The 21,588-nt window shown below is 67.2% G+C and carries 20 protein-coding genes; 7 read left to right on the top strand and 13 right to left on the bottom strand.

The genetic code is table 11. From position 1 onward, the window contains the following. Window positions 1-25: 25 nt before the first annotated feature. Window positions 26-1,858, bottom strand: a complete 1,833-nt coding sequence (gene typA, locus ACQY72_RS10030; protein WP_135194301.1) for a translational GTPase TypA — start codon at window positions 1,856-1,858, stop codon at window positions 26-28. Window positions 1,859-2,094: 236 nt separating this feature from the next. Between typA and ACQY72_RS10025 the strand changes: the two genes are divergently transcribed. Then, on the top strand, window positions 2,095-2,400 hold the full coding sequence (locus ACQY72_RS10025; protein WP_428153347.1) for a hypothetical protein: 306 nt from the start codon (window positions 2,095-2,097) through the stop codon (window positions 2,398-2,400). Here ACQY72_RS10025 and ACQY72_RS10020 read toward each other — a convergent pair. The 7 genes from ACQY72_RS10020 to ACQY72_RS09990 form a co-directional block, all read right to left on the bottom strand. Beyond that, window positions 2,397-2,873, bottom strand: coding sequence for a GNAT family N-acetyltransferase (locus ACQY72_RS10020; protein WP_428153345.1), 477 nt, complete (start codon window positions 2,871-2,873; stop codon window positions 2,397-2,399). The genes ACQY72_RS10025 and ACQY72_RS10020 overlap by 4 nt on opposite strands. Window positions 2,874-2,893: 20 nt before the next feature. Next, window positions 2,894-3,373, bottom strand: coding sequence for a DUF6265 family protein (locus tag ACQY72_RS10015; protein WP_428153343.1), 480 nt, complete (start codon window positions 3,371-3,373; stop codon window positions 2,894-2,896). 33 nt (window positions 3,374-3,406) lie between these two features. Then, a complete protein-coding gene (locus ACQY72_RS10010) occupies window positions 3,407-4,228 on the bottom strand; it encodes an AraC family transcriptional regulator (protein WP_428153342.1) in 822 nt (273 codons plus the stop codon). 1 nt (window position 4,229) lies between these two features. After that, window positions 4,230-4,664: a DUF1178 family protein gene (locus ACQY72_RS10005; RefSeq protein WP_428153340.1), complete on the bottom strand. Its 435-nt coding sequence runs from the start codon at window positions 4,662-4,664 to the stop codon at window positions 4,230-4,232. 7 nt (window positions 4,665-4,671) lie between these two features. After that, the gene (locus ACQY72_RS10000; RefSeq protein ID WP_428153339.1) at window positions 4,672-5,511 is read right to left on the bottom strand and encodes a carbon-nitrogen hydrolase family protein; all 840 of its coding nucleotides are present in this window, start codon (window positions 5,509-5,511) and stop codon (window positions 4,672-4,674) included. A 4-nt stretch (window positions 5,512-5,515) separates the two neighbouring features. After that, complete coding sequence (gene grxC, locus ACQY72_RS09995; RefSeq protein ID WP_409717067.1) at window positions 5,516-5,773, bottom strand: glutaredoxin 3; 258 nt, start codon at window positions 5,771-5,773, stop codon at window positions 5,516-5,518. A gap of 61 nt (window positions 5,774-5,834) precedes the next feature. Further along, entirely contained in the window at window positions 5,835-6,629 is a 795-nt protein-coding gene (locus ACQY72_RS09990) for a ComF family protein (protein ID WP_428153337.1), read from the bottom strand. On the opposite strand from ACQY72_RS09990, the gene ACQY72_RS09985 reads away from it, so the two are divergent. Next, window positions 6,628-7,530 carry a methyltransferase domain-containing protein gene (locus ACQY72_RS09985; protein ID WP_428153336.1) on the top strand — a complete coding sequence of 301 codons (903 nt, stop codon included), beginning with the start codon at window positions 6,628-6,630 and terminating at the stop codon, window positions 7,528-7,530. The two genes, ACQY72_RS09990 and ACQY72_RS09985, sit on opposite strands and share 2 nt — an antisense overlap. Here ACQY72_RS09985 and ACQY72_RS09980 read toward each other — a convergent pair. From ACQY72_RS09980 to ACQY72_RS09965, 4 genes are read right to left on the bottom strand one after another with little or no spacing between them, the layout of a single operon-like run. Beyond that, window positions 7,527-7,718 (bottom strand): Flp family type IVb pilin, encoded by a 192-nt coding sequence (locus ACQY72_RS09980; RefSeq protein WP_428153335.1) that lies wholly within the window; start codon window positions 7,716-7,718, stop codon window positions 7,527-7,529. The two genes, ACQY72_RS09985 and ACQY72_RS09980, sit on opposite strands and share 4 nt — an antisense overlap. Before the next feature lie 25 nt (window positions 7,719-7,743). Beyond that, a complete protein-coding gene (locus tag ACQY72_RS09975; RefSeq protein ID WP_428153334.1) occupies window positions 7,744-8,157 on the bottom strand; it encodes a (deoxy)nucleoside triphosphate pyrophosphohydrolase in 414 nt (137 codons plus the stop codon). Next, complete coding sequence (gene argJ, locus ACQY72_RS09970) at window positions 8,154-9,542, bottom strand: bifunctional glutamate N-acetyltransferase/amino-acid acetyltransferase ArgJ (protein ID WP_428153333.1); 1,389 nt, start codon at window positions 9,540-9,542, stop codon at window positions 8,154-8,156. Before argJ ends, ACQY72_RS09975 begins: the two co-directional genes overlap by 4 nt. A gap of 1 nt (window position 9,543) precedes the next feature. Continuing rightward, window positions 9,544-10,413, bottom strand: coding sequence for a peptidylprolyl isomerase (locus ACQY72_RS09965; protein WP_428153332.1), 870 nt, complete (start codon window positions 10,411-10,413; stop codon window positions 9,544-9,546). Window positions 10,414-10,701: 288 nt separating this feature from the next. Between ACQY72_RS09965 and secA the strand changes: the two genes are divergently transcribed. The 4 genes from secA to ACQY72_RS09945 are packed head-to-tail and all read left to right on the top strand — an operon-like array spanning window position 10,702 to window position 15,340. Beyond that, the gene (gene secA, locus ACQY72_RS09960; protein ID WP_428153330.1) at window positions 10,702-13,551 is read left to right on the top strand and encodes a preprotein translocase subunit SecA; all 2,850 of its coding nucleotides are present in this window, start codon (window positions 10,702-10,704) and stop codon (window positions 13,549-13,551) included. Between the two features lie 57 nt (window positions 13,552-13,608). Next, a complete protein-coding gene (locus ACQY72_RS09955) occupies window positions 13,609-13,890 on the top strand; it encodes a hypothetical protein (protein ID WP_428153329.1) in 282 nt (93 codons plus the stop codon). Next, complete coding sequence (locus ACQY72_RS09950) at window positions 13,887-14,183, top strand: type II toxin-antitoxin system RelE/ParE family toxin (protein WP_428153327.1); 297 nt, start codon at window positions 13,887-13,889, stop codon at window positions 14,181-14,183. The genes ACQY72_RS09955 and ACQY72_RS09950 overlap by 4 nt, the downstream gene beginning before the upstream one ends. Continuing rightward, window positions 14,180-15,340: an aminotransferase class V-fold PLP-dependent enzyme gene (locus ACQY72_RS09945; protein ID WP_428153326.1), complete on the top strand. Its 1,161-nt coding sequence runs from the start codon at window positions 14,180-14,182 to the stop codon at window positions 15,338-15,340. The genes ACQY72_RS09950 and ACQY72_RS09945 overlap by 4 nt, the downstream gene beginning before the upstream one ends. Here ACQY72_RS09945 and ACQY72_RS09940 read toward each other — a convergent pair whose 3' ends face one another. Beyond that, complete coding sequence (locus ACQY72_RS09940) at window positions 15,341-16,240, bottom strand: hypothetical protein (RefSeq protein WP_428153325.1); 900 nt, start codon at window positions 16,238-16,240, stop codon at window positions 15,341-15,343. A gap of 439 nt (window positions 16,241-16,679) precedes the next feature. On the opposite strand from ACQY72_RS09940, the gene ACQY72_RS09935 reads away from it, so the two are divergent. Beyond that, the gene (locus ACQY72_RS09935; RefSeq protein ID WP_428153323.1) at window positions 16,680-21,554 is read left to right on the top strand and encodes an NAD-glutamate dehydrogenase; all 4,875 of its coding nucleotides are present in this window, start codon (window positions 16,680-16,682) and stop codon (window positions 21,552-21,554) included. The last annotated feature ends 34 nt before the right edge of the window (window positions 21,555-21,588 follow it).

The following is a 21,588-nucleotide window of genomic DNA, read 5'->3' as shown; positions in this document are numbered from 1 at the left end:
CATCCCCCTTCGCGTCAGTGGAGGATTACTCGGGGCGAACGCGCTTCTTGCGGAACGACGGGTTCAGCGTCTGCTTGCGCAGGCGGATGGACTTCGGCGTCACCTCGACCAGCTCGTCGTCGTCGATATAGGCGATGGCCTGTTCCAGCGACATCTGGCGCGGCGGGGTCAGGCGAACGGCCTCGTCCTTGCCGGAGGCGCGGACGTTGGTCAGTTGCTTGCCCTTGATCGGGTTGACGTCCAGGTCGTCCCAGCGCGCGTTCTCGCCGATGATCATGCCCTGGTAGGTCTTCTCGCCGGCGCCGACGAACATGACGCCGCGATCTTCCAGGTTCCACAGGGCGAAGGCCGCCGTGTCGCCGTCCGAGTTCGAGATCAGCACGCCCTTCAGACGGCCGGCGATGGCGCCCTTGTATTCTTCGTAGTGGCTGAAGACCCGGTTCAGCACGCCCGAACCGCGCGTGTCGGTCAGGAACTCGCCCTGATAGCCGATCAGCGAGCGCGACGGGCATTTCAGGCTGATGCGGGTCTTGCCGGCGCCCGACGGGCCCATGTCGGTCATTTCGGCCTTACGGGCCGACAGCTTCTCGATCACGATGCCCGAGAACTCGTCGTCCACGTCGATCATGACGTCTTCGATGGGCTCCATCTTCTCGCCGTTGGGGCCTTCCTGGAAGACCACGCGCGGACGCGAGATCGAGACCTCGAAGCCTTCGCGGCGCATGTTCTCGATCAGAACGCCCAGCTGCAGTTCGCCACGGCCGGCGACCTCATAGGCGTCGCCGCCTTCGGTCGTGGTGACGCGGATGGCGACGTTGGCTTCCGCTTCCTTCAGCAGACGGTCACGAATGACGCGCGACTGGACCTTGTCGCCTTCGCGACCGGCCAGCGGGCTGTCATTGACCGAGACGGTCATGGAGATGGTCGGCGGATCGATCGGCTGGGCCGGCAGGGCGTCGGTGACTTCCATGGCGCACAGGGTGTCGGCCACGGTCGCCTTGGACATGCCTGCGATGGCGACGATGTCGCCCGCTTCCGAACCTTCGTCCAGGGCCTGACGCTTCAGGCCGCGGAAGGCCAGAACCTTGGTAATGCGGCCGCGCTCGATTTCCTTGCCTTCACGGTCCAAGGCGTGGATCGCCATGCCGGGAACGGCCTTGCCGCTCTCGATCCGGCCGGTCAGGATCCGGCCCAGGAAGGGGTCGGACTCGATCAGCACGTTCAGCATCTGGAACGGCTTGTCGCGGTTGTCCTGCACCTTGGGCGCGGGGACGTGGTCGACGATCAGGTCGAACAGCGGGGCCAGGTTGTCGTTCGGGACATTCAGATCCATCGTCGCCCAGCCGTTGCGGCCCGAGGCGTAGATGTGGGGGAAGTCCAGCTGTTCGTCCGTCGCGCCGATGGCGGCGAAAAGGTCGAAGGCCTCGTTGTGGACCCGGTCGGGATCGGCGTGGGCGCGGTCGACCTTGTTGATGCAGAGGATTGGCTTCAGCCCCATCTTCAGCGCCTTGGTCAGCACGAACTTGGTCTGGGGCATGACGCCCTCTTCGGCGTCGACCAGGATGACGCAGCCGTCCACCATGCCCAGGATGCGTTCGACCTCGCCCCCGAAGTCGGCGTGGCCGGGGGTGTCGATGATGTTGATGCGGGTTTCACCGGCCTTGCCGTTCCAGAGCACCGAGGTGCACTTGGCCAGAATGGTGATGCCGCGCTCTTTTTCCTGGTCGTTGGAGTCCATCGCGCGCTCGGTCTGCGCCTCGTTGGCTCGGAAGACGCCGGACTGGGCGAGCAGTTGGTCCACCAGGGTCGTCTTACCGTGGTCGACGTGGGCGATGATGGCGACGTTGCGCAGGTTCATTTGATAATCGCGAAAAGGCGCGGCCGGCATACGGGCGGCCGCTGGTCATGAAAAGGCATGCGGGAGGCGCGCGCCTCTTACAGGCATGTGGACAGAAACACCAGAGTGGGCGTTCGCGGCGATTATTCCAAGCTTACCGATATTTCATCCGCAGGGCCGCATCCGATGATGTCGGACATCTCCTCTCTCCAGCGAGGACCTGAAGGCAGGCCCTTCTAACGCGGGAGATTGTGACGATGGGCCTGATGCTGGAATTGATGGTGGCTGGCGCTTTGGTCGCCGGCGCAGCGCCGGACATGCATATCGATGCCCAGGGCTTGCAGATGGCTCGACCGGGAGACGCGCTGATGCTGGCGGGACGAATTCGGGTCGCCAGTCGTGACTGGTGCGCCGCGCACCGCGCCTTTCTGACCCCGAATTCTGTAGGCGACCCATTGGTGTGCGAGCGGGAGATGAGGCGTCGGGCATACAACGCCCTGACCCGGTCCAATCGCCTGGAATTCGTGCGAGCGGGCGGTCGGACGGCGCTGAATCGTTCCTAGAGCGGCCTGAGCATATAGCGGGCGTCGGTGCCGTAGCTGGCCAGTTTCGCCGCCATGGCCTCGGCCGGCTGTTCGACGAAACCGTGCCGTGACCAGAATCCGACCGCATCGTTGACCGCGACCAGGGCGATGGCGGGCCAGTCGTCCTCGGCCGCCTGTTCGGCCAGCCGCTCGATGATCCGGCCCGTGACGCCCCCGCCCCGTGCTTCGGGATGCAGGGCCAGATCGTGCAGATAGATCAGGGCCGGTTCGGCCGGCAGGCCCTCGATCACCGTGTTCAGCGGCGGCGCGCTCTCGGCCTTCCACGGATAGGCGATCAGATAGCCTCGGGCCGGGCCATCCGTATCCGCCAGCACGAAACAGCCGCGCGGATAGAGCGCCAGTCGATTTTCAAAACAGGGCCGGTCCTCGAAATGGTCCGGGAAAGACAGGCGAGCCACCTCGACCACGGCGTCGATGTCGGTAGGCCGCATGGGCCGCCAATCCAGCCCCGTTACTGGGTCGGGCAGCGGGCGTTCAGTTCCGCCTTCTGGAAGCGCCATCGGATGATCCTTTCCTGACCGTCCATCACGCCTTCGATCCGGGCGTTCAGGACATCGCCCTCGCGTTCATAGACGACGCGTTTTGGAAAGTCGTCGTCCGCCGCCTGTTCGAACACCACGCGGGTCGGGCCGGATGCGATGACCGGAAACGTGGTCGCAGCCTGTCCCTCGGGATGCGCAAAATAGGCCAGAGGGGCCGCCGGGGTCGGATCGACCGGCGCGATGCGTGACAGCTCCCACCCCGCCCGGCCGCCGCGCACCGTCAGGGATGTTCCCAGCATCAGGTTCAGGCGCGGATCGGTCCAGGTCTCGGACACTTCACGGCCCGGTTCGCACGACAGCCAATAGCCGGACATCCAGCCCAGGTCGGGGCGCAGGTTCGTTGTGGGGTCCGCCTGCAGGGCGGCGGCGAGAAGCAGCGGGGTCAGCATGGTCGTCATCCCTCTCCAGTCGAGGCGCGTAAGCTAGACGGGATGCGGCGGTGGCGGCTTGTAGGTTTGCGACGCGATGGCGCGGGCCAGTTCATGCTGCTCGCGCGCCCATTCGGTGGCGGTGCAACCCAGGAAGCGGCGGAAGTCGCGCGCCATCTGCGGCTGATCGAAATAGCCGGCCTCCAGCCCGGCCGCGAGCCAGCTTTCGCCCCTGTCCGGCTGGGCCGCGTGATCGAACACGCGACGAAAGCGAAAGATCGAACGCAGCAGGCGGGGCGACACCCCCACCCGATCCGCGAACCGGCGCTGAAGGGCGCGTTGCTCGGACGCCGATCGGACCGGCGCCGGGCGCTCGACCGCAGCGTCTTCGATCTCGGCGCGGATCGCGGGGTCGATCGTCCAGTCCGCGCCCCGTTTTTGCGCCTCCAGCCAGCCGGCGATGGCCGCGACCTGTCCCGTCGGATCCCCGGCCGGCGAGAAAAATCCGGCCAGCCGCTCGACCATGTCCAGCCGCCGGTCGGTCGCCTCGCTCAGCGGCCGTCCCAGAAAGCCGCGCGCGCCATCGGGCTCGAACCGCACGGCGACCAGTTCGGTCGGGCCGGTCGGTCGCATGACCAGGGGCCGGGTCATCTGCCCCGCGAACAGGGCCGTGGGCTGAAGGCGAAACACCCCGTCGTCGCCCTGTTCCGCATAGGGGGCGCCCAGGTCGAAGATCAGTTCGGGACAGCCGTCCGGCGCGATACGCTGGATGGTCGGCGTCGGATCGGGCGCGGCATAGGTCCAGACCACGCGGACGAAGGGCCGCAAAGCCGGCGGCGGCGCGAACTCCTGATACCGTTCCTCCCCCGAGGCCACCTCAGTTGACCTTGGACGGGTCCGGCGGAGCGTCGGGCAGGGCTGAGACCGGCACGCCGTCGTCCTTCAGCTTCCTGACCTCGGCGGGCGTCGCCTCGCCATAGATTTCGCGCTTCTCGGACTTGCCTTCGTGGATGTCGCGGGCCTCGCGCGCGAACGTGTCGCCGACATAGTCGAAGTTGGCCTCGACGTGGGCGCGCACTTCTCGGGCGGCGGTCATCATAAGGGTCTGCATCTTGGCTGCGACGTCCGAGCCCGGATCGGCCTTGCGCGCCCCGCTGACGGCCGGGGCCATGATCGCCTTCTGAACCGAATGCGAGCCGCAGAAGGGGCATTCCACCAGGCCGCGCCCCGCCTGGTCGTCAAAGTCGGACGAGGAGCCGAACCAGGCCTCGAAGTCGTGGGCCTGGTCGCATTTCAGGGCATAGCGGATCATGGGACAATCAAACGGCGGGCAGGAAATCGCGATCGTGGGTCAGGGCGGGCACGGCCGCACGCGCGCGGGCCACCGCCTCCATGTCCAGCTTCGCCGTCACGATGCAAGGCTCGTCGTGATCCGCCTTGGCGATCACCTCGCCCCAGGGTCCGACGACGGTGGATCGGCCCCAGGTGCGGCGCCCGTCCTCGTGCAGCCCGCCTTGCGCCGGCGCCAGGACGAAGGCGCCGGTCTCGATGGCGCGAGCGCGCAGCAGGGTCTCCCAATGCGCCTCGCCGGTCGGGGCGGTGAAGGCGGCGGGTACGGCGATCATCGCCGCGCCCGCCTTGGCCAACTGGCGATGCAGATGAGGAAAGCGGATGTCGTAGCAGATGGTCAATCCCAGCCGACCCCAGGGCGTGTCCGCGATCGCCGCCCCGTCCCCCGGCCGCACCGTCGCGCTCTCGCGATAGGTCTCGCCGTTCGGCAGGTTCACGTCGAAGACGTGCAGCTTGTCGTATCGGGCGACGATCCCGCCGGACGCATCGATCAGCAGCGAGCGATTGGCGGCGCGGCCGTCTCCGGCATGACCGGATCGCACGATGGCCGAGCCGATCAGAAGCCAGACGCCCAGTTCCGCCGCCAGACGACGCAGACCCAGAACGACGACATCGGCGTCCTCGGTCGTGATCGCGGCGTCGCGACGGTCGCGGCGTTGTTCCAGGACATTGGTCCCCTCGGGCGTCAGGATGAATTTCGCCCCGCCGGCCGCCGCCTCGCGGATCAGGGGCTCGACATAGCCCAGGGCCGCCTCAGCCGTCGCCGGCGTGCGGGTCTGGATCAGGGCGATGTCGAGCCCGCCGCTCATGGGATCAGGCCGCCAGAAGCGCGTCGAGCTTGCCGTCGCGATCCAGGGCGTGGACGTCGTCGGAACCGCCGACATGCTGTCCGCCGATGAAGACCTGCGGGAAGGTCATGCGACCGCCGGACTTCTCGACCATCTCGGCCTTCTTGGCGGGATCGTTCGAGGCGACGATCTCGGTGTAGTCGACGCCCTTCTTCTTCAGCAGCGCCATGGCGCTGTAGCAATAGGGGCAGCCGGGCTTGGTGTAGATGACGACGTCGGCCAAATCAGGTCTCCAGAACAGTATGTCCCCAGGCAGCGAGCCGCCGCGCGGGGAGCGATAGGGGTTACATAGTCAGTTCACGGGCGTTTCGCACCCGTGCGATGACCGCCAGGTCCACGCCGCGCGCTCCGGCGTCGAGCAGGGCGCGCGCGCAGGCCTCTCCGGTCGCGCCCGTGGTCAACACGTCGTCGATCAGAAGGATGCGCCGCCCCCGGATTCGACGCCGCCCGGCCTCGGTCACGGAGAACGCCTTCCTGACGTTCAGACGCCGCCCGCGCTGGCTCTTGCCGCCCTGGCTGGTGGTGTGGCTGGTGCGGACCAGGGCGTCGGGCAGATAGTCGCGGCGCGCGTCGCGGGCCAGCGGTCGGGCGATCTCGGCGGCCTGATTGAAGCGGCGCGACAGCAGGCGAAAGGGATGCAGCGGGACGGGCACGACCGCATCCGCCTCTTCGACCAGATCGGCGGCGGACCGGCCGATCCAGCGGGCGAACAGGGGCGCGAACTGCTGCTGGTCCCCGTGCTTGAACCGCAGGATCAGCCCTCGCGACGCCTCGTCGTATAGGCACGCCGCCCGCGCTCGCTGAAAGGCGTAGGGCTGGGCGATGCAGGCGGTGCAGCGGTCCTCGGCGAAGGCGCCGCCGTCATACTCGAACGCCGCCCCGCAGCCGTCGCAGACCGGCGCCTCCAGAAACCGGATGCGGCTCCAGGCATCGGGCGTCAGGCCTGCGGCGGCCGTCGCCTCGCGGCTGTCGTGCGCCATCGGCGGCAGGATCAGATCCGCCAATCCGCGTCCGGCGCCGCGCAACTGTCGCCCCGCCCCTTCCCAGGCGCGCCGCCAGCCCCCATCCTGTTCGTTCATGACCGCCCCCCAATCTCCTTCCGAAGGCCCCCCGCGCATCTTCGACGCCGCCCGGCGCCAAGCGCGGCTGGCGCGGTCCGCCGCTCGTTTCGACCAAGCCGACTTCCTGCACAAACGCGCCGCCGCCAACGCCGCAGAGAGCCTGGAAGCCATATTGCGCGATTTTCCCGTTGCGGTCGACCTGTCCGCCCATCCAGGGGTGTTCGAACGCGCGGTTCGGTCCAGCGACGCCGCCGGCCGTGTGGGTCAAATCCAGACGCCCGTCTCCTTGGCCCAACGCGCGGCGCCGGGCGCGGAAGCCCTGCCGCTGGAGGATGGATCGGCCGATCTGATCGTGTCCCTGCTGACCCTGCACTGGGCCAACGACCTGCCCGGCGCCCTGGCCCAGATCCGGCGCGCGCTGAAGCCGGACGGCCTGTTCATCGGCACCTTGTTCGGCGCGGGCACGTTGAAGGAACTACGGGCGATCCTGACCGAGGTCGAACTGGAGGAACGCGGCGGGGCTCAGGCGCGCGTCTCGCCCTTCGCCGATGGCTATGACGGCGCGGCCTTATTGCAGCGCGCCGGTTTCGCCCTGCCCGTCTCCGACGTGGACCGGTTCACCGTCCGCTATGCCGATCTGTTCGCCTTGATCCGCGACCAGCGCGACATGGGCGAGACCAATGTGCTGCATGGATCGGTCCGACCGCTGAACCGCCGCATCGTCGCCCGCGCAGCCACCCTATATGCCGAACGCCACGCACAGGCCGACGGCCGAATCCCGGCGACGTTCGAGATCATCCACCTGGCAGGCTGGAAACCGCACGAGAGCCAGCAGAAGCCCCTGCCCCGCGGCTCGGCCAAGACGCGGCTGGCCGATGTCCTGGGCGTCAGGGAAATGACCGGCGAGGAGTCGGATTAGTTGCCGACGACGGCCTTCATGGCGGTGGTCAGTCGTTCCACCGTCACGGCCAAGCCGCCGTTCTGGGTATTCGCCAAGGCGCTGATCGACGTGACGATCGCGAGGAAGATCAAAGCGCAGATCAGGCCATATTCGATGGCGGTGGCCCCGCTTTCGTTGCGCAGGAACCGGCCGGTAAGACGTCTCATGGCCGGCCTCCCTGGTCGGCGGTGATCAGAGCAGGTCGCGCAACCAGGCGACCAGAGGTTCGTCCGCCGGCGGCATGGGATAGTCCGATAGCTTGCTCGGCTTCACCCAGGCCAGACCGTCGTGCTCACGCGCCGTGACCACGCCGTCCCACCGTCGGCACAAATATAATGGCATCAACAGGTGAAACGAATCGTAAGCGTGGCTGGCGAAAACGAACGGCGACAGACAGTTTTCACTGACGTCGATGCCCAGTTCTTCCTTCAGCTCGCGGATCAGGGCCGCTTCGGGCCGCTCTCCCGGCTCGACCTTGCCGCCTGGAAACTCCCACAGGCCCGCCAGTTTCTTGCCTTCGGGACGTTTGGCGATCAGCACCCGCCCGTCCACGTCGATCAATGCGACGGCGACGACGAAAACAGTGGGGAGCGGCGCGTCGCTCATGAGCGATAATCGCCGTTGATCTCGATGTAGCCCTTGGTCAGGTCGCAAGTCCAGACGGTTGCCGAGGCTCGGCCCGCGCCCACATCGACGGTGATGTCGATCTCTGGCTTCTTCATATAGGCGCTCATCGCCGCCTCGTCGTAGGTGGCGGATGGTGCGCCGTCGACGGCGGCGACATTGGGGCCGAACCTGATGCCCAGGCGGTCGCGATCGACCGGCTCCTCGGTCTTGCCGACCGCCATGACGACACGGCCCCAGTTGGCGTCCTCGCCGGCGATGGCGGTCTTGACGAGGGGGCTGTCGGCGATGGACTTGGCCAGCTTTCGGGCCGAGGCCGGGCTGGCCGCGCCGTCCACCGTCACCTTGACGAACTTGGTTGCGCCCTCGCCGTCACGCACCAGCTGGTGCGCCAGGTCCAGCATCACCTTGTCCAGGGCGGCCGAGAAGCTCTTGAGGCGGCGATCCCCCACCCGCCCGATACGCGGCGCGCCCGAGGTTCCGGTGGCGAACAGCAATGCTGTGTCGTTGGTCGAGGTGTCGCCGTCCACCGTCACGCTGTTGAAGGTGGTGCGGACGTGCAGGCCAAGCAGCGCCTGCAGCACATTAGGGTGGATGTCGGCGTCGGTGACGATGAAGGCCAGCATGGTCGCCATGTCCGGGGCGATCATGCCCGACCCCTTGGCGATGCCGGCGATGCGAACCTTATAGCCCTCAATCTCGGCCTCGGCGTACGAGCCCTTGGGGAAGGTGTCGGTGGTCATGATGCCCCGACCGGCCCTGGCCCAGGCGTCGGCGTCCAGCCCGTGCTCGATCTCGGGCAGTTTGGCGACGATCTTCTTTTCGTCCAGCACCACGCCGATCACCCCGGTCGACGCCAGCATGACGTCGCGCTGGCGACAGCCGAACCGTTTGGCGACCTCCGAGGCCGTGCGGCGCGCCGCGTCGGCGCCGGCCTTGCCGGTGAAGGCGTTGGCGCAGCCGGCGTTGACCACCAGGGCGCGCACGTCCTTGCCGCCGTCGGGTCCGGTCAGATGTTTCTTGCACCAGTCCACGGGCGCCGAGCCGATCTTGTGGCGGGTGAAGACCCCGGCGCAGCTGGTGCCGCGCGCGAACCGGAACACCACCAGGTCGTCGCGCTCGTGCTTGTAGAATCCGGCGCGGGCGGTGGCGATCTCGACCCCGCCGATGGGCGGAATGGTCGGGAAGGGCACAGCCAGGGGCGAAATCTTCAGTCCTGGTTTGCCGGCGACGGGCGCGGGCGTCGTGGCCGCCGGGTCCGATCCCGGCGTGCGCGTCGCGCGCTTCAGGGCCGTGGCGAACGGGTCCAGCGCCTTTTCGAAGACATGTTCGATCTTCTGGCCGGTCGTGGAGGGGGGCTTGGTCATGTCAGGCGGCCGGTGCGGGAGATGAGGTGGACGCCGGGGCGGGCGCGGAGGCGGCGGGCGGCGACTGTGCAGGCAGGCGCACATCGACCTTGGCCTTGCCACGCAGCTGTTCCAGCAACTGGCGCACGCCCTCATAGGTCAGATAGCGCACGATCTGTGGACGCGCCTGCTCCAGCGTCGGCGGGTTTTCCTTGCGCCGATCCTCGACCCGCAACACGGCCCAACCGCCCTCGGTCTGGAACGGGCCGACGGTCGATCCGGCCGGCTTGTCGCGCAGGGCGTCGGCATAGGCCTGAGGCATGACGTCCAGCGTCGAATAGCCCAGGTCGCCGCCCGAGAACCGCGTCGCCTCGTCCACCGACCGCTCCGCCGCCACCGCCTCGAACCCGGCGCCCTGGCCCAGGATGCCGATCACGGCGTCGGCCTCGGGCTTGGTGCGCGACAGGATCAGGCGCACCCGGATCTCCTCGGAGGTCTTCGCCAGCCGAAGCTGCTCATTATAAAGCGTCTGCACGGCCTGGTCGGACACGGCCTTGTTGACCACGCTCTCGACCAGCATATCGCCCAAAATCCGCTCGCGGGTCGCCTCCAGACGCCGCTGCGCCAGGGGCGAAGAATCCAGCCGGCGGCGTTGCGCCTCGCCGGCCAGCAGTTTCTGGTCGATCACCTCGTCCAGCACGCGACGGAAAAGATCCGAGGTCGCATCCAGCGCCTCACCCTCGCCGATCAGGCCCTGCGCCACCGCCTCGCGCTTCACGTCCGACGCCCAAATGGTCTCATCCTGAACCGTCGCCACGGCCTGGTCGCCCTGTTCAGGCGGCCGGTCGTCGCCGCCGCGTGAACAGGCGCCCGTCGCCAAGACAGCCGCCATAAGCGCCGTCGTCAGAAGGTTTGAAGGTCGCCGGAATGGGGTCAAGGGGGCGCTCCGTCGAAGGCGGCCGAAAGCCCCTCGCGTTGACAGGGGTTAGGCCGGTGCTTAAGTCCCGCCTGCGCCCAAGTCGAGGGGTTTTGATCGTCTGCGCGGCCCTTCGCGCGCGCCTGATGCGGCGCTCCGGGGCCGTGATCGTTCAGGGCCTCTCTCGCGGCGTCCGTATCGCCGCCCCTCACGGGATTTCAGAGCCGCTCAGCTCGCAGACGCTCGACCGCTACCGGATCCAACATGCTCGGCTTCGCCAAGAAACTTTTCGGCTCTTCCAACGACCGCAAGGTCAAGGCCTTCCAAGACCACGCCCAGCGCATCAATGCGCTGGAGCCCAAGTTCGCAGCCCTGTCCGACGACGAACTGCGGATGATGACCGACGCCTTCCGCGACCGGCTGGCGAACGGGGAGACCCTGGACAAGATCCTGCCTGAGGCCTTCGCTGTCGTGCGCGAGGCCTCCAAGCGGGTGCTGGGCCAGCGACAGTATGACGTGCAGCTGGCCGGCGGCATGATCCTGCACGAGGGCGGCATCGCCGAGATGCGGACCGGCGAGGGCAAGACCCTGGTCGCCGTGGCCCCCGTCTATCTGAACGCCCTGCCCGGCAAGGGCGTGCATGTCATCACCGTGAACGACTACCTGGCCCGCCGCGACGCCGAGACGATGGGCAAGGTCTATCGCTTCCTGGGTCTTGAGGTCGGCGTCATCGTCAACGGCCTCAGCCAGGGCCAGCGCCAGCAAGCCTACAACGCCGACGTCACCTACGGCACCAACAACGAGTTCGGCTTCGACTATCTGCGCGACAACCTGGTCTATGACCGGCGCGAGATGGTGCAGCGCCCGCACAACTTCGCCATCGTCGACGAGGTCGACTCCATCCTGATCGACGAGGCGCGCACGCCTCTGATCATCTCGGGCCCGACCGAAGACCGTTCGGACCTCTACAAGGTGCTCGACGGCCTGATCAAGGAACTGATCAAGGACAAGGACGCCTACGAGCTGGACGAGAAGCAGAAGCAGGTTCTGCTGACCGAGCTGGGTTCGGAACGGATCGAAGAGGCGCTGGAGGCGGGCGGTCACTTCGCCGCCGACACCACCGGCCTGTACGACGCCGCCAACATCAGCCTGGTCCACCACGCCAACCAGGCCCTGCGCGCCAACACCCTGTATCAGCGCGACAAGGACTATATCATCAAGGGCGGCGAGATCGTTCTGATCGACGAATTCACCGGCCGCATGATGACCGGCCGCCGCCTGTCCGAAGGCCTGCACCAGGCCATCGAGGCCAAAGAAGACGTCAAGATCCAGCCCGAGAACCAGACCCTGGCCTCGGTCACGATCCAGAACTATTTCCGCCTGTACGAGAAGCTGTCCGGCATGACCGGCACGGCGGCGACGGAAGCGCAAGAGTTCGGCGACATCTACAAGATGGACGTGCTGGAGGTGCCGACCAACCGGCCGATCCAGCGCAAGGACTATGACGACGAGGTCTATCGGACCCACGCCGAGAAGAACCAGGCCATCGCCAAACAGATCGCCGAATGCCACCTGGCCGGTCAGCCGATCCTGGTCGGCACCGTGTCGATCGAGCGTTCGGAACAGCTGTCGGACCTGCTGAGCAAGTTCGAATACAAGGTCGAGGTCTCGCGCGCGCTGAAGCCGGAATATGCGGGCAAGGCCAAGGAAGCCGAGAAGATCGGCGACGCCGCCTATGACATCACCTACGAGACCAAGCTGCGTGGCATCCCGCACAGCGTCCTGAACGCGCGCCAGCACGAGCAGGAGGCCTATATCGTCGCCGACGCCGGTCTGCCGGGTGTGGTGACCATCGCCACTAACATGGCGGGCCGCGGCACCGACATTCAGCTCGGGGGCAACCTCGAAATGAAGATGCAGAAGTGGATGCTCGAACAGCGCAACATGGCGGTCGAGGTCACCCACGAGATGGAAGTGGCCCAGGAGGCCCAGTTCAAGGCTGACATCGCCGTCCAGAAGAAGATCGCCCTGGACGCCGGCGGCCTGTTCGTCCTGGGCACCGAACGTCACGAAAGCCGCCGCATCGACAACCAGCTACGCGGCCGCACCGGCCGTCAGGGCGACCCCGGCACCTCGAAATTCTACCTGTCGTGCGAGGACGACCTGCTGCGCATCTTCGCCGGCGACCGTCTCGACTCGATCATGAAGACGTTCGGCGTGGCCGAGGGCGAGGCCATCACCCACCCCTGGCTGAACCGCGCCATCGAGACCGCCCAGAAGCGCGTCGAGACCCGCAACTACGACATCCGCAAGAACCTGCTGAAATACGACGACGTCGTGAACGACCAGCGCAAGGCCGTGTTCGAACAGCGCCAGGAGTTCATGGACTCCGAGGACCTGTCCGAGCTGGTCGGCGACTTCCGCCGCGACGTGGTGTCCGACCTTGTCGAACGCTACATGCCGCCCAAGGCCTATGCCGAACAGTGGGACATCGACGGTCTGGACGAGCGCGTCCGCTCTACCCTGGGCCTGGAGCTGCCGCTGCACGACTGGGCCGCCGAGGAAGGCGTGTCTAACGAGGAGATCGAGGACCGGCTGCTGGCCGCCGCAGACGCCCGCGCCGCCGAACGCCTGGAGCAGATCGGCGCCGACCAGACACGCGGCCTCGAAAAGCAGTTCATGCTGCAGATGATCGACATGCAGTGGCGCGAGCACCTGGTCCACCTGGACCACCTGCGCGGCGTCATCGGCCTGCGCGGCTACGGCCAGCGCGACCCGCTGAACGAATACAAGACCGAGGCCTTCTCGCTGTTCGAGAGCCTGCTCTACGACCTGCGTCATAACGTGACGCGCTGGCTGATGACGGTCGAGTTCCGCTTCCAGCCCCCGCCCGAACTGCCCGAGTTCCAGGAAATCCACCTGAACCCCGGCACCGGCGAGAACGAGATGGCCAATCCGTCGGCCCAGAACCCGGAAGGCACGCTGATCGGCGACGACCGCTCCAAACTGCCGATCGAGATGTTGCCCCCCGGTTGGGAAATGACCGGCCGCAACTCGCCCTGCCCCTGCGGCTCGGGCCGCAAGTTCAAACACTGCCACGGGGCGCTGGTCTAGGCCGCGCGGCTTGCCTTGACGCGGTCTCTGGATGATCCTGATCGAAAGGAGACCGCGATGGGCAAGCTGGAACGGATAACGGCCGAGGTTCCGGTCGAGATGGCGAACGGCATCCGAGCCGCCGTTGGAGCCGGCGCCTATGCTTCGACCGACGCCTTGGTGCTGGATGCGCTGGCGCATTGGCTGGACGGCGCCCGCCCCGCAGAGCTCGCATCCGAAGACTTGCGCACGCTCATAGCAGAGGGGGCGGAAGGCGAAGGCATGGACGTCGATGCGTTCTTTGATCGTCTGGATCAAGAAATTGGCGCCCTGCATCATCCGTCGGCAAAGGCGGAATGAAGGTCGTCCTGTCGCCTGCCAGCCAGCGGGATATAAGAAGGATCGTCATCTACATCGCAGGCGACAGTCCGGTTCGCGCGCGATCGCTTGGTCTGGAACTGCGTCAACGTTGTCATGCAATCGGTGACGACCCCGGCCTCTATCCGCTTGCAACACATCTCGGCGAAGGCGTTCGCCTGGTAAAGCTCGGCGTCTATTTCATCTTCTATGTCGTCGAGCCGGACCACGTTCGGATTCGACGGGTCATTCATGGCGCTCGCCTGATCGACGCCGATATGGTTCGCTCGTCATGACCTACAAATCCCTCTTCTCCCGCGCCCTGTCGGCGGTCCCCGAGCGGCTGCATTTCGCCGCGCACAGCCATCACCTGTGGCCCGACGCCAGTTTCGAGGCGCAGCAGCAGGCTTGGCTGGACGCCAATCTTCATGCCGACCACAAGTGGGACCTCGTCTTCGGCCAGGTGATCCCTGAGGCTCAAGCCCATGTCGCGGCCGAGCTTGGCCTGCCTTCGCCCGACAGCGTCGTCTTCTCGTCCAACACCCACGACTTCCTGCTGCGCCTGTTCTCGGGCGTGGAGCGGACGCCTGTCCGCATCCTGGCGACGGACGGCGAGTTCCACTCCTTCCGACGTCAGGCCGAGCGGTGGGAGGAGATCGGCGCCGCGGTGGTGACGCGCGTGCCTTTGGCGCCCTTCGACACCTTTGCTGATCGGTTCATGGCCGAGGCCAGCAAGGGTGGCTACGACTGGATCGTGGTCAGTCAGGTCTTCTTCCGCACCGGTGGTCTGTTCGACCGGATCGAGGACCTCGCCGCCCTGGCCCGGCCCGAGGGGCCGTGGATCCTGGTCGACGGCTATCACGGCTTCATGGCGACGCCGACGGACCTGTCGGCGGTGGCGGACCGGGTCTTCTATGTCTCCGGCGGCTACAAATACGCCATGGCGGGCGAGGGCGCCTGTTTCCTGCACGCCCCGCCCGGCTTCTGTCCGCGCCCGGTGATCACCGGCTGGTTCGCAGAGTTCGGCGACCTGTCCGGCCCGCCCGGCGGGGTTCAGTACCGCAGCGACGGCGGCCGGTTCTGGGGTGCGACCTTCGATTGCTCGGCGCTTTATCGGTTCAATGCCGCCCGCCGGATGCTGGACGATCACGGGCTCAGCACCGCCGCGGTCGCCGCCCACTCTCGTGATCTGGCAGGCCGTTTCCAGGCGGCGGTTCAGGACGGTCGCGCCGGTGTGCTGTCGGAAGCCGAAATCCTCAATCCGGTCGAGGGCGACGCCCCGCGCGCCCGTTTCCTGGCCCTGCGCCATCCTGACGCCCAGGCCTGGTGCGCGGGTCTTCGTCAGGCGGACGTGGTCACCGATGTGCGCGACGACGTGATCCGCTTCGGCTTCGGCCTGTATCAGGACGCCGAGGATGTTGATCGTCTGATCGCGGCCTGCCGCACCCTCTGATCAATAGAAGGTCGTGTCGTCCTGCTTGGTCGGGGCCGGCGCCGCGCGCGGCGTCGAACCCGGCCGGTTCGGTCGAGACGGCGCGGTAGGTTGGGCTTGAGGCGATCCCGGCGTCGGCGTCGCGTTCGCATCCGGGGCGTTGACGGGCGGGATGGCCGGAAGCGCCGGATAGGGCATGGCCGGCGCGCCTTGCGGCGTGGGGACCCCGGTCTCGTCCTCGGGCGGCGCAATGTCGCCTTGCGTCTCTCCCAGCCGGTCGGGGGCGCCGACATCGTCTCGGATGAAGGCCCAGGCGCGACGGTCGGCGCAGCCGCAGGCTTTCAGGAAACCGTTCTGGTCGCGCCACAGGATCAGCGGATAGCTGATCTCGACCCCGGATTCCTTCAGCAGCTGGCTCAACCGTTCGTCGAACCGGCGCCCGGCCTCGACCACGGCCGTCCGCGCCAGATTGCCGTCCGCCTGGGGGACGCCGGCGGCGGTCCAGCTGTTCGCCGGGGTGGCCATCCAGCGTTCGTAAAGCGGCCAGTCTCGCGTCAGCCACAGCTCGGCGACCGTGGCGCGTTCCGCCGCCGTCGATTGCGGCGCGCCTTCCAGATCGGGGCGAGCGAACAGGATGAAACGGGTCTCGATCCCTGCGGCCTTCAGCTTGGCGACCTCGTCGCGCTCATAGCGATGGGCCGAGGCGCTGTCGCGATAGGTGACGATATAGAGGGCCTGCCCGCCGCTGCCGTCCGACACCCACGACGCCTCGTCCAGCAGTTGTTGGACCTCGGCCTGATTGCGGCTGATCGTGACCGGCTGGAACCGCGAATAGAAGTTCCAATAGGCCCAGTATCCCGCGCCTGCGAGCAACAGGCCGACCACGGCCGCCACGATCGATCCCAGAAGAAAGCGACGCATATGATCGGGTGCTCCAGCTTCACCGTTGACCCCACACAACGCATAGCATCGAAAACCGTTGTCCACGCCAGCGGTCGGCGCCGGACAGAGGCCAAAATGTCGCGAAGAATCCCCAGCGCCCGCTCTTGAACGACGAAACGGGCTTCCCATTTTTGTTTTCGACGCTGCGGGACACTCCCCCCCTCCGAACCGCAGCGAAGCGAGACCGGCGCCCTCCCCTCCCCTCCAGGCGCCGCTCGCGCAGGCCGCCGGACTCCCCCAGTCCGGCGGCTTTCTGCTTTGTGGCGCTGCACAATAATTCCAACCTGATCGCTGATCATCACAACGATCGGTCGCCAGGGGCTTCCCGAGCGACCGGACCTGGCCTAGTCAGCGGAGGTGGCGCCGCGTCGCGCCGCATTTCTTGCGGCCCTGCCGCGTTGTTCGAGACTGCTCGTCCATGACCGCCCCCGATCTGCGCCAAACCTCCGTTCAGCCGATCACCAAGGCCGCGCTGGAGGCGGCCTTCGCCAAGATCGTTGGGACCGGGCCCGGTGCAGTCGAACAGGCCTATCTGACCCAGGCGCAAGAGGACTATGCGGCTGACGAGACCCCCGAGCTGAGCGGCGAGGATCTCGCCGCCCTGCTCGCCGCCTCCTGGACCGCCGCCAAGACCTATCCGAACGACGCCGCCGCGCCCGTCATCACCGTCGGCCCGCTTCAGGGCGCGGACGGCAAGGCGCTGGACTACGACTTGGTGCGCATCGTCCAGACAGACGCCCCCTTCCTGGTGGACAGCGTCATGGGCGCCCTGGCCGAGGCCGGTGTCTCGGTGCGCGCCCTGTTCCACCCGGTTGTGGAGCTGGACGGCCGCCGCCTGTCGATCATCATGCTGGTCATCGACAGTGTGCCGCAGGAGCGTCGCGACGTGCTGGGCGAGGGGCTGGCCCAGAGCCTGTCCGACGTCCACGCCGCTGTCGCCGACCATGAGGCCATGACGACCCTGATGCGCCAGGCGGTGCAGCGACTGGAGGCGACGCCGCCGTCGGTCGATCCGGCCGTGCTGGCCGAGAACATCGCCTTCCTGAAATGGCTGAAGAGCGACCATTTCGTCTTCTTGGGCGCGCGCGACTACGACTATCCGCTGAACGCCGACGGCGACTACGAGGCCGAGGCCCCCTTGGGTCTGTCCACCGACGGACTGGGCATTCTCGCCGACCCGGAACGCACCGTTCTGCGCCGCGCGTCCGAGCCGGCGGTCCTGACGCGTCAGATGCGCCGTCAGCTGGACCTCAGTGAGCCGGTGACCGTGGCCAAGGCGAACGCACGCTCGCGCGTGCATCGCCGCGCCTACATGGACTATGTCGGGGTCAAGCGTTACGGCCCGGAAGGCAAGGCGACGGGCGAGACCCGTTTCGTCGGCCTGTTCACCTCCGAGGCCTACGACCAACTAGCGACCGAGGTGCCGCTCCTGCGTCGCAAGGTGGCCAACGCCCTGGCCCGCGCCGACAAGGCGCCGGGCAGCCACAACGAAAAACGCCTCAAGAATATCCTTGAGAATTATCCGCGCGACGAGCTGTTCCAGATCACCGAGGACGAACTGCTGTCCATCGCCTTGGGCATCCTTCACCTCTACGACCGGCCGCGCATCCGCCTGTTCTCACGTCAGGACCCGTTCGACCGCTTCGTCTCGGTCCTGTGCTTCATCCCGCGCGAGAAGTTCGATTCCGCCGTGCGCGAGCGCATCGGCCAGATCGTCGCCCGCGCCTGGGGCGGCCGGATCTCGGCCTGGTATCCGCAACTGTCGGACGCCCCCCTGGTGCGGGTCCACTACATCATCGGGGTGAATCCGGGCGAGCACCCGATCCCCGATCCGGTCCAGCTGGAGGCCGATGTCGCCGAGGCCGGACGCGGCTGGGTGGACCGGTTCGAGGGCGCCTTGCGCCGTTCGGGCGTGGAAGAGGTGTCGGTCGGGCCGCTCAGCGCCCAATGGGCCCGCGCCTTCGGCGCCGCCTACCGCGATCGCTATGACGCCGACGAGGCCGCGATCGATCTGCAATATGTGAACCGGCTGAACGAGAGCGGTCTGCCGGGCGAAGGCAAGGCCGTCGCCGTGCGCGCCTTCCGTTCCGCTGACGACAGCCGCCTGCAATTCCGCTTCAAGCTCTATCGGCGCGGTCCGGCCGTGCCCCTGTCCGACGTTCTGCCGATCCTGGCGGACATGGGCCTGAAGACGCTGGAGGAATACGGCTATCCGATCCGGCCGACGGGCGAGACCGAGATCCACGTCCACGAATTCCTGATGGAGGATCCGCGCGGCGAGGCCCTGATCTTCGATGATGTGAAGGGCCCGTTCGAGGACGCTTTCGCCGCCGTCTGGACCGGCCGCAACGAGAGCGACGGCTTCAACCGGCTGGTGATCGAACTGGGCGTCGAATGGCGCGAGGCGGCCCTGATCCGCACCCTGGCCCACTATCGCCAGCAGACCGGCCTGGACCCGTCGCAGACGGTGCAGGAAGAGGCCCTGCGCGAATATCCCGACGTGGCCCGCGCTCTGTTGTCTCTGTTCAAGGCCAAGTTCGAACCCCATTCCGAAGTTTCGGGGGGCGGCTCTGCCGACGACCGCGCGCCTGCCGCCGCCGAGCTGAACGACAAGATCGTCGCCCTGCTGCAGGACGTGAAGAGCCTGGATCACGACCGGGCCCTGCGCCGCATCGCCGCCCTGATCGGGGCGATCAAGCGCACCAACTACTATCAGCTGGACGCCGACGGCGCGCCCAAGCCGCACATCTCCATCAAGATCGCCTCGCGCGAGCTTGAGGACCTGCCGCTGCCCAAACCCTATCGCGAGATTTTCGTCTGGGCGCCGCACGTCGAGGGCGTCCACCTGCGCTTCGGCCCCGTCGCGCGCGGCGGCCTGCGCTGGTCGGACCGTCGCGACGATTTCCGCACCGAGGTGCTGGGCTTGGTCAAGGCGCAGCAGGTCAAGAATGCCGTCATCGTGCCAGTCGGCTCCAAGGGCGGCTTCTATCCCAAGCAACTGCCCCGCACGACCGACCGCGAGGCCATCCAGGGCGAGGCCATCCGCGCCTATCGCACCTTCCTGTCGGGCCTGCTGGACATCACCGACAACATCGCCGCCGACGGTTCCGTGACCCATCCGGCCAATGTGATCGCGTGGGAGGGGGACGACCCCTATCTGGTCGTGGCGGCCGACAAGGGCACGGCGACCTTCTCCGACATCGCCAACGGCGTCTCGGCCTCCTACGGCTTCTGGCTGGGCGACGCCTTCGCCTCGGGCGGCTCCATCGGCTACGACCACAAGGCCATGGGCATCACCGCCCGCGGCGCCTGGGAGGCGGTCAAGCGTCACTTCCGCGAGATGGGCAAGGACATCCAGACCCAGCCCTTCACCATGGTCGGCGTCGGCGACATGTCCGGCGACGTCTTCGGCAACGGCGCGCTTCTGTCCAAAGCCACGCGCCTGGTCGCGGCCTTCGATCATCGCGACATCTTCATTGATCCGAACCCGGATCATGTAGCGAGCTGGACCGAGCGCAAGCGGCTGTTCGACCTGCCCCGCTCGTCCTGGCAGGACTATGACAAGGGGCTGATCTCGGAAGGCGGCGGCGTCTTCTCGCGCTCGGCCAAGTCGATCCAGCTGACGCCCCAGATCAAGGCTGCGCTGGACATCACCGACGATGTGCTGGACCCCGTCAGCCTGATCCGCGCCATCCTGAAGGCGCCGGCCGAGCTGCTCTATCTCGGCGGCATCGGCACCTATGTGAAATCGGCGGCCGAGACCGACGCTCAGGTCGGCGACAAGGGCACCGACGCCCTGCGCATCAACGCCGACGAACTGCGGGTCAAGGTGGTGGGCGAGGGCGCCAACCTGGGCTTCACCCAGGCGGGCCGCATCGGCTTCGGCCAAGCCGGCGGCCGGATGAACACCGACGCCATCGACAACTCCGCCGGGGTCGACACCTCCGACCATGAGGTCAATATCAAGATCCTGGTCGGCTCGGCCGTGACCAACGGCGTGCTGCCGGTCGAGGAGCGCCCGGCGCTGCTGGCCTCCATGACCGACGAGGTCGGCCTCAAGGTGCTGGCCCACAATTACGACCAGACCCTGGCCCTGACCCTGCAACAGGCCGAAGGCGTCGGCGCCCTGGACGCCCAGCAGCGGTTCATGCAGACCCTGTCGGCGCGCGGCAAGCTGGACCGCAAGGTCGAGGGCCTGCCCAACGACGCCCGCGTCAAGGAGCTGATGGCCGCCGGCGTTCCGCTGGCCCGGCCCGAGCTGGCGGTCCTGATGGCCTATGCCAAGCTGGAGCTGTCGGACGACATCGTCGCCTCGCAAGCGCCAGAGGATCCCTTCTTCGAACAGATCCTGGTCCGCTACTTCCCCGACGCCCTGGCCCGTTTCGAGCCGGAGATGAAGAGCCACCGGCTGCGACGCGAGATCATCGCCACCGTCATGGCCAACGAAGTCGTCAACATGTGCGGCCCGACCTTCCCCGACCGCCTGCGCGGTTCGGCGGAATGCGACACCACCGCCCTGATCATCGCCTTCGAGGCCGCGCGTCGCGTCTTCCGCCTGGATCAGGCCTGGGACGCCGTCTCGGCCCTGGACCTGAAGATTTCGGCCGAGGCCCAGACGGCCCTCTATCAGGAAATCGCCGTGGTCCTGCGTCGCCAGACCTTCTGGCTGGCCCGCCGCGCCAAGGGCGGCCTGTCCGTCCAGGCCCTGATCGACCGTTATCGCCCGATCGCCGACGCCCTCCAGGCCGAGGGCTCACTGGTCCTGTCGCGCTTCGAACAGGAACGTCTGGACGCGCGGGTCAAGAAGTTCGCCGATCACGGCGCGCCCGAGGATCTGACCCGCAGCATCGCCATCATGCGTCCGCTGGTCGCCGCCTCGGACATCGGCGATCTGGCCCAGGAAGCGAACTGGCCCGTCGCGGCCATGGCGCGGCTGTATCACCAGGTCGGGGCGGCCTTCGACTTCGACCGTCTGCGCGCCGCCGCCGGCTCCATTCCGTCTGCGGATCATTTTGATCGCCTGGCCGTCCGTCGCCTAATCGAGGATCTGATGAACGAGCAGGCGACCCTGACCCGCGCCGTCGCCCGCGCCTCCGATCCGTCGGTGGGCGTCAGCGAGGATGCGGCCGAGGGCGCCGTGGACGCCTGGATCGGCTCCAAACAGGCGGCGGTCGAGGGCGTGCGCGCCTCCGTGGACGAGATCGAACAGTCCGGCTCGGGCTGGACCTTCGCCAAACTGACCATCGCCAACGCCACGATCCGCGACCTGGCGACGGCGGCGATGAATGGATAAGCGCGCGATCGTCTTCGGCGCTTGACGAAGCGGG

The organism is Brevundimonas sp. (assembly GCF_965279155.1).
GTDB lineage: Bacteria > Pseudomonadota > Alphaproteobacteria > Caulobacterales > Caulobacteraceae > Brevundimonas.
Note: the sequence above shows the minus strand (reverse complement) of the source record. Positions and strands in the feature narration are given on the sequence as shown.

Coding starts and splice junctions, on each gene's coding strand:
- typA (WP_135194301.1), bottom strand. CDS start 1,858: ATGAACCTGCGCAACGTCGCCATCATCGCCCACGTCGACCACGGTAAG.
- ACQY72_RS10025 (WP_428153347.1), top strand. CDS start 2,095: ATGGGCCTGATGCTGGAATTGATGGTGGCTGGCGCTTTGGTCGCCGGC.
- ACQY72_RS10020 (WP_428153345.1), bottom strand. CDS start 2,873: ATGCGGCCTACCGACATCGACGCCGTGGTCGAGGTGGCTCGCCTGTCT.
- ACQY72_RS10015 (WP_428153343.1), bottom strand. CDS start 3,373: ATGCTGACCCCGCTGCTTCTCGCCGCCGCCCTGCAGGCGGACCCCACA.
- ACQY72_RS10005 (WP_428153340.1), bottom strand. CDS start 4,664: ATGATCCGCTATGCCCTGAAATGCGACCAGGCCCACGACTTCGAGGCC.
- ACQY72_RS10000 (WP_428153339.1), bottom strand. CDS start 5,511: ATGAGCGGCGGGCTCGACATCGCCCTGATCCAGACCCGCACGCCGGCG.
- ACQY72_RS09985 (WP_428153336.1), top strand. CDS start 6,628: ATGACCGCCCCCCAATCTCCTTCCGAAGGCCCCCCGCGCATCTTCGAC.
- ACQY72_RS09990 (WP_428153337.1), bottom strand. CDS start 6,629: ATGAACGAACAGGATGGGGGCTGGCGGCGCGCCTGGGAAGGGGCGGGG.
- ACQY72_RS09980 (WP_428153335.1), bottom strand. CDS start 7,718: ATGAGACGTCTTACCGGCCGGTTCCTGCGCAACGAAAGCGGGGCCACC.
- ACQY72_RS09975 (WP_428153334.1), bottom strand. CDS start 8,157: ATGAGCGACGCGCCGCTCCCCACTGTTTTCGTCGTCGCCGTCGCATTG.
- argJ (WP_428153333.1), bottom strand. CDS start 9,542: ATGACCAAGCCCCCCTCCACGACCGGCCAGAAGATCGAACATGTCTTC.
- ACQY72_RS09965 (WP_428153332.1), bottom strand. CDS start 10,413: ATGGCGGCTGTCTTGGCGACGGGCGCCTGTTCACGCGGCGGCGACGAC.
- secA (WP_428153330.1), top strand. CDS start 10,702: ATGCTCGGCTTCGCCAAGAAACTTTTCGGCTCTTCCAACGACCGCAAG.
- ACQY72_RS09955 (WP_428153329.1), top strand. CDS start 13,609: ATGGGCAAGCTGGAACGGATAACGGCCGAGGTTCCGGTCGAGATGGCG.
- ACQY72_RS09950 (WP_428153327.1), top strand. CDS start 13,887: ATGAAGGTCGTCCTGTCGCCTGCCAGCCAGCGGGATATAAGAAGGATC.
- ACQY72_RS09945 (WP_428153326.1), top strand. CDS start 14,180: ATGACCTACAAATCCCTCTTCTCCCGCGCCCTGTCGGCGGTCCCCGAG.
- ACQY72_RS09940 (WP_428153325.1), bottom strand. CDS start 16,240: ATGCGTCGCTTTCTTCTGGGATCGATCGTGGCGGCCGTGGTCGGCCTG.
- ACQY72_RS09935 (WP_428153323.1), top strand. CDS start 16,680: ATGACCGCCCCCGATCTGCGCCAAACCTCCGTTCAGCCGATCACCAAG.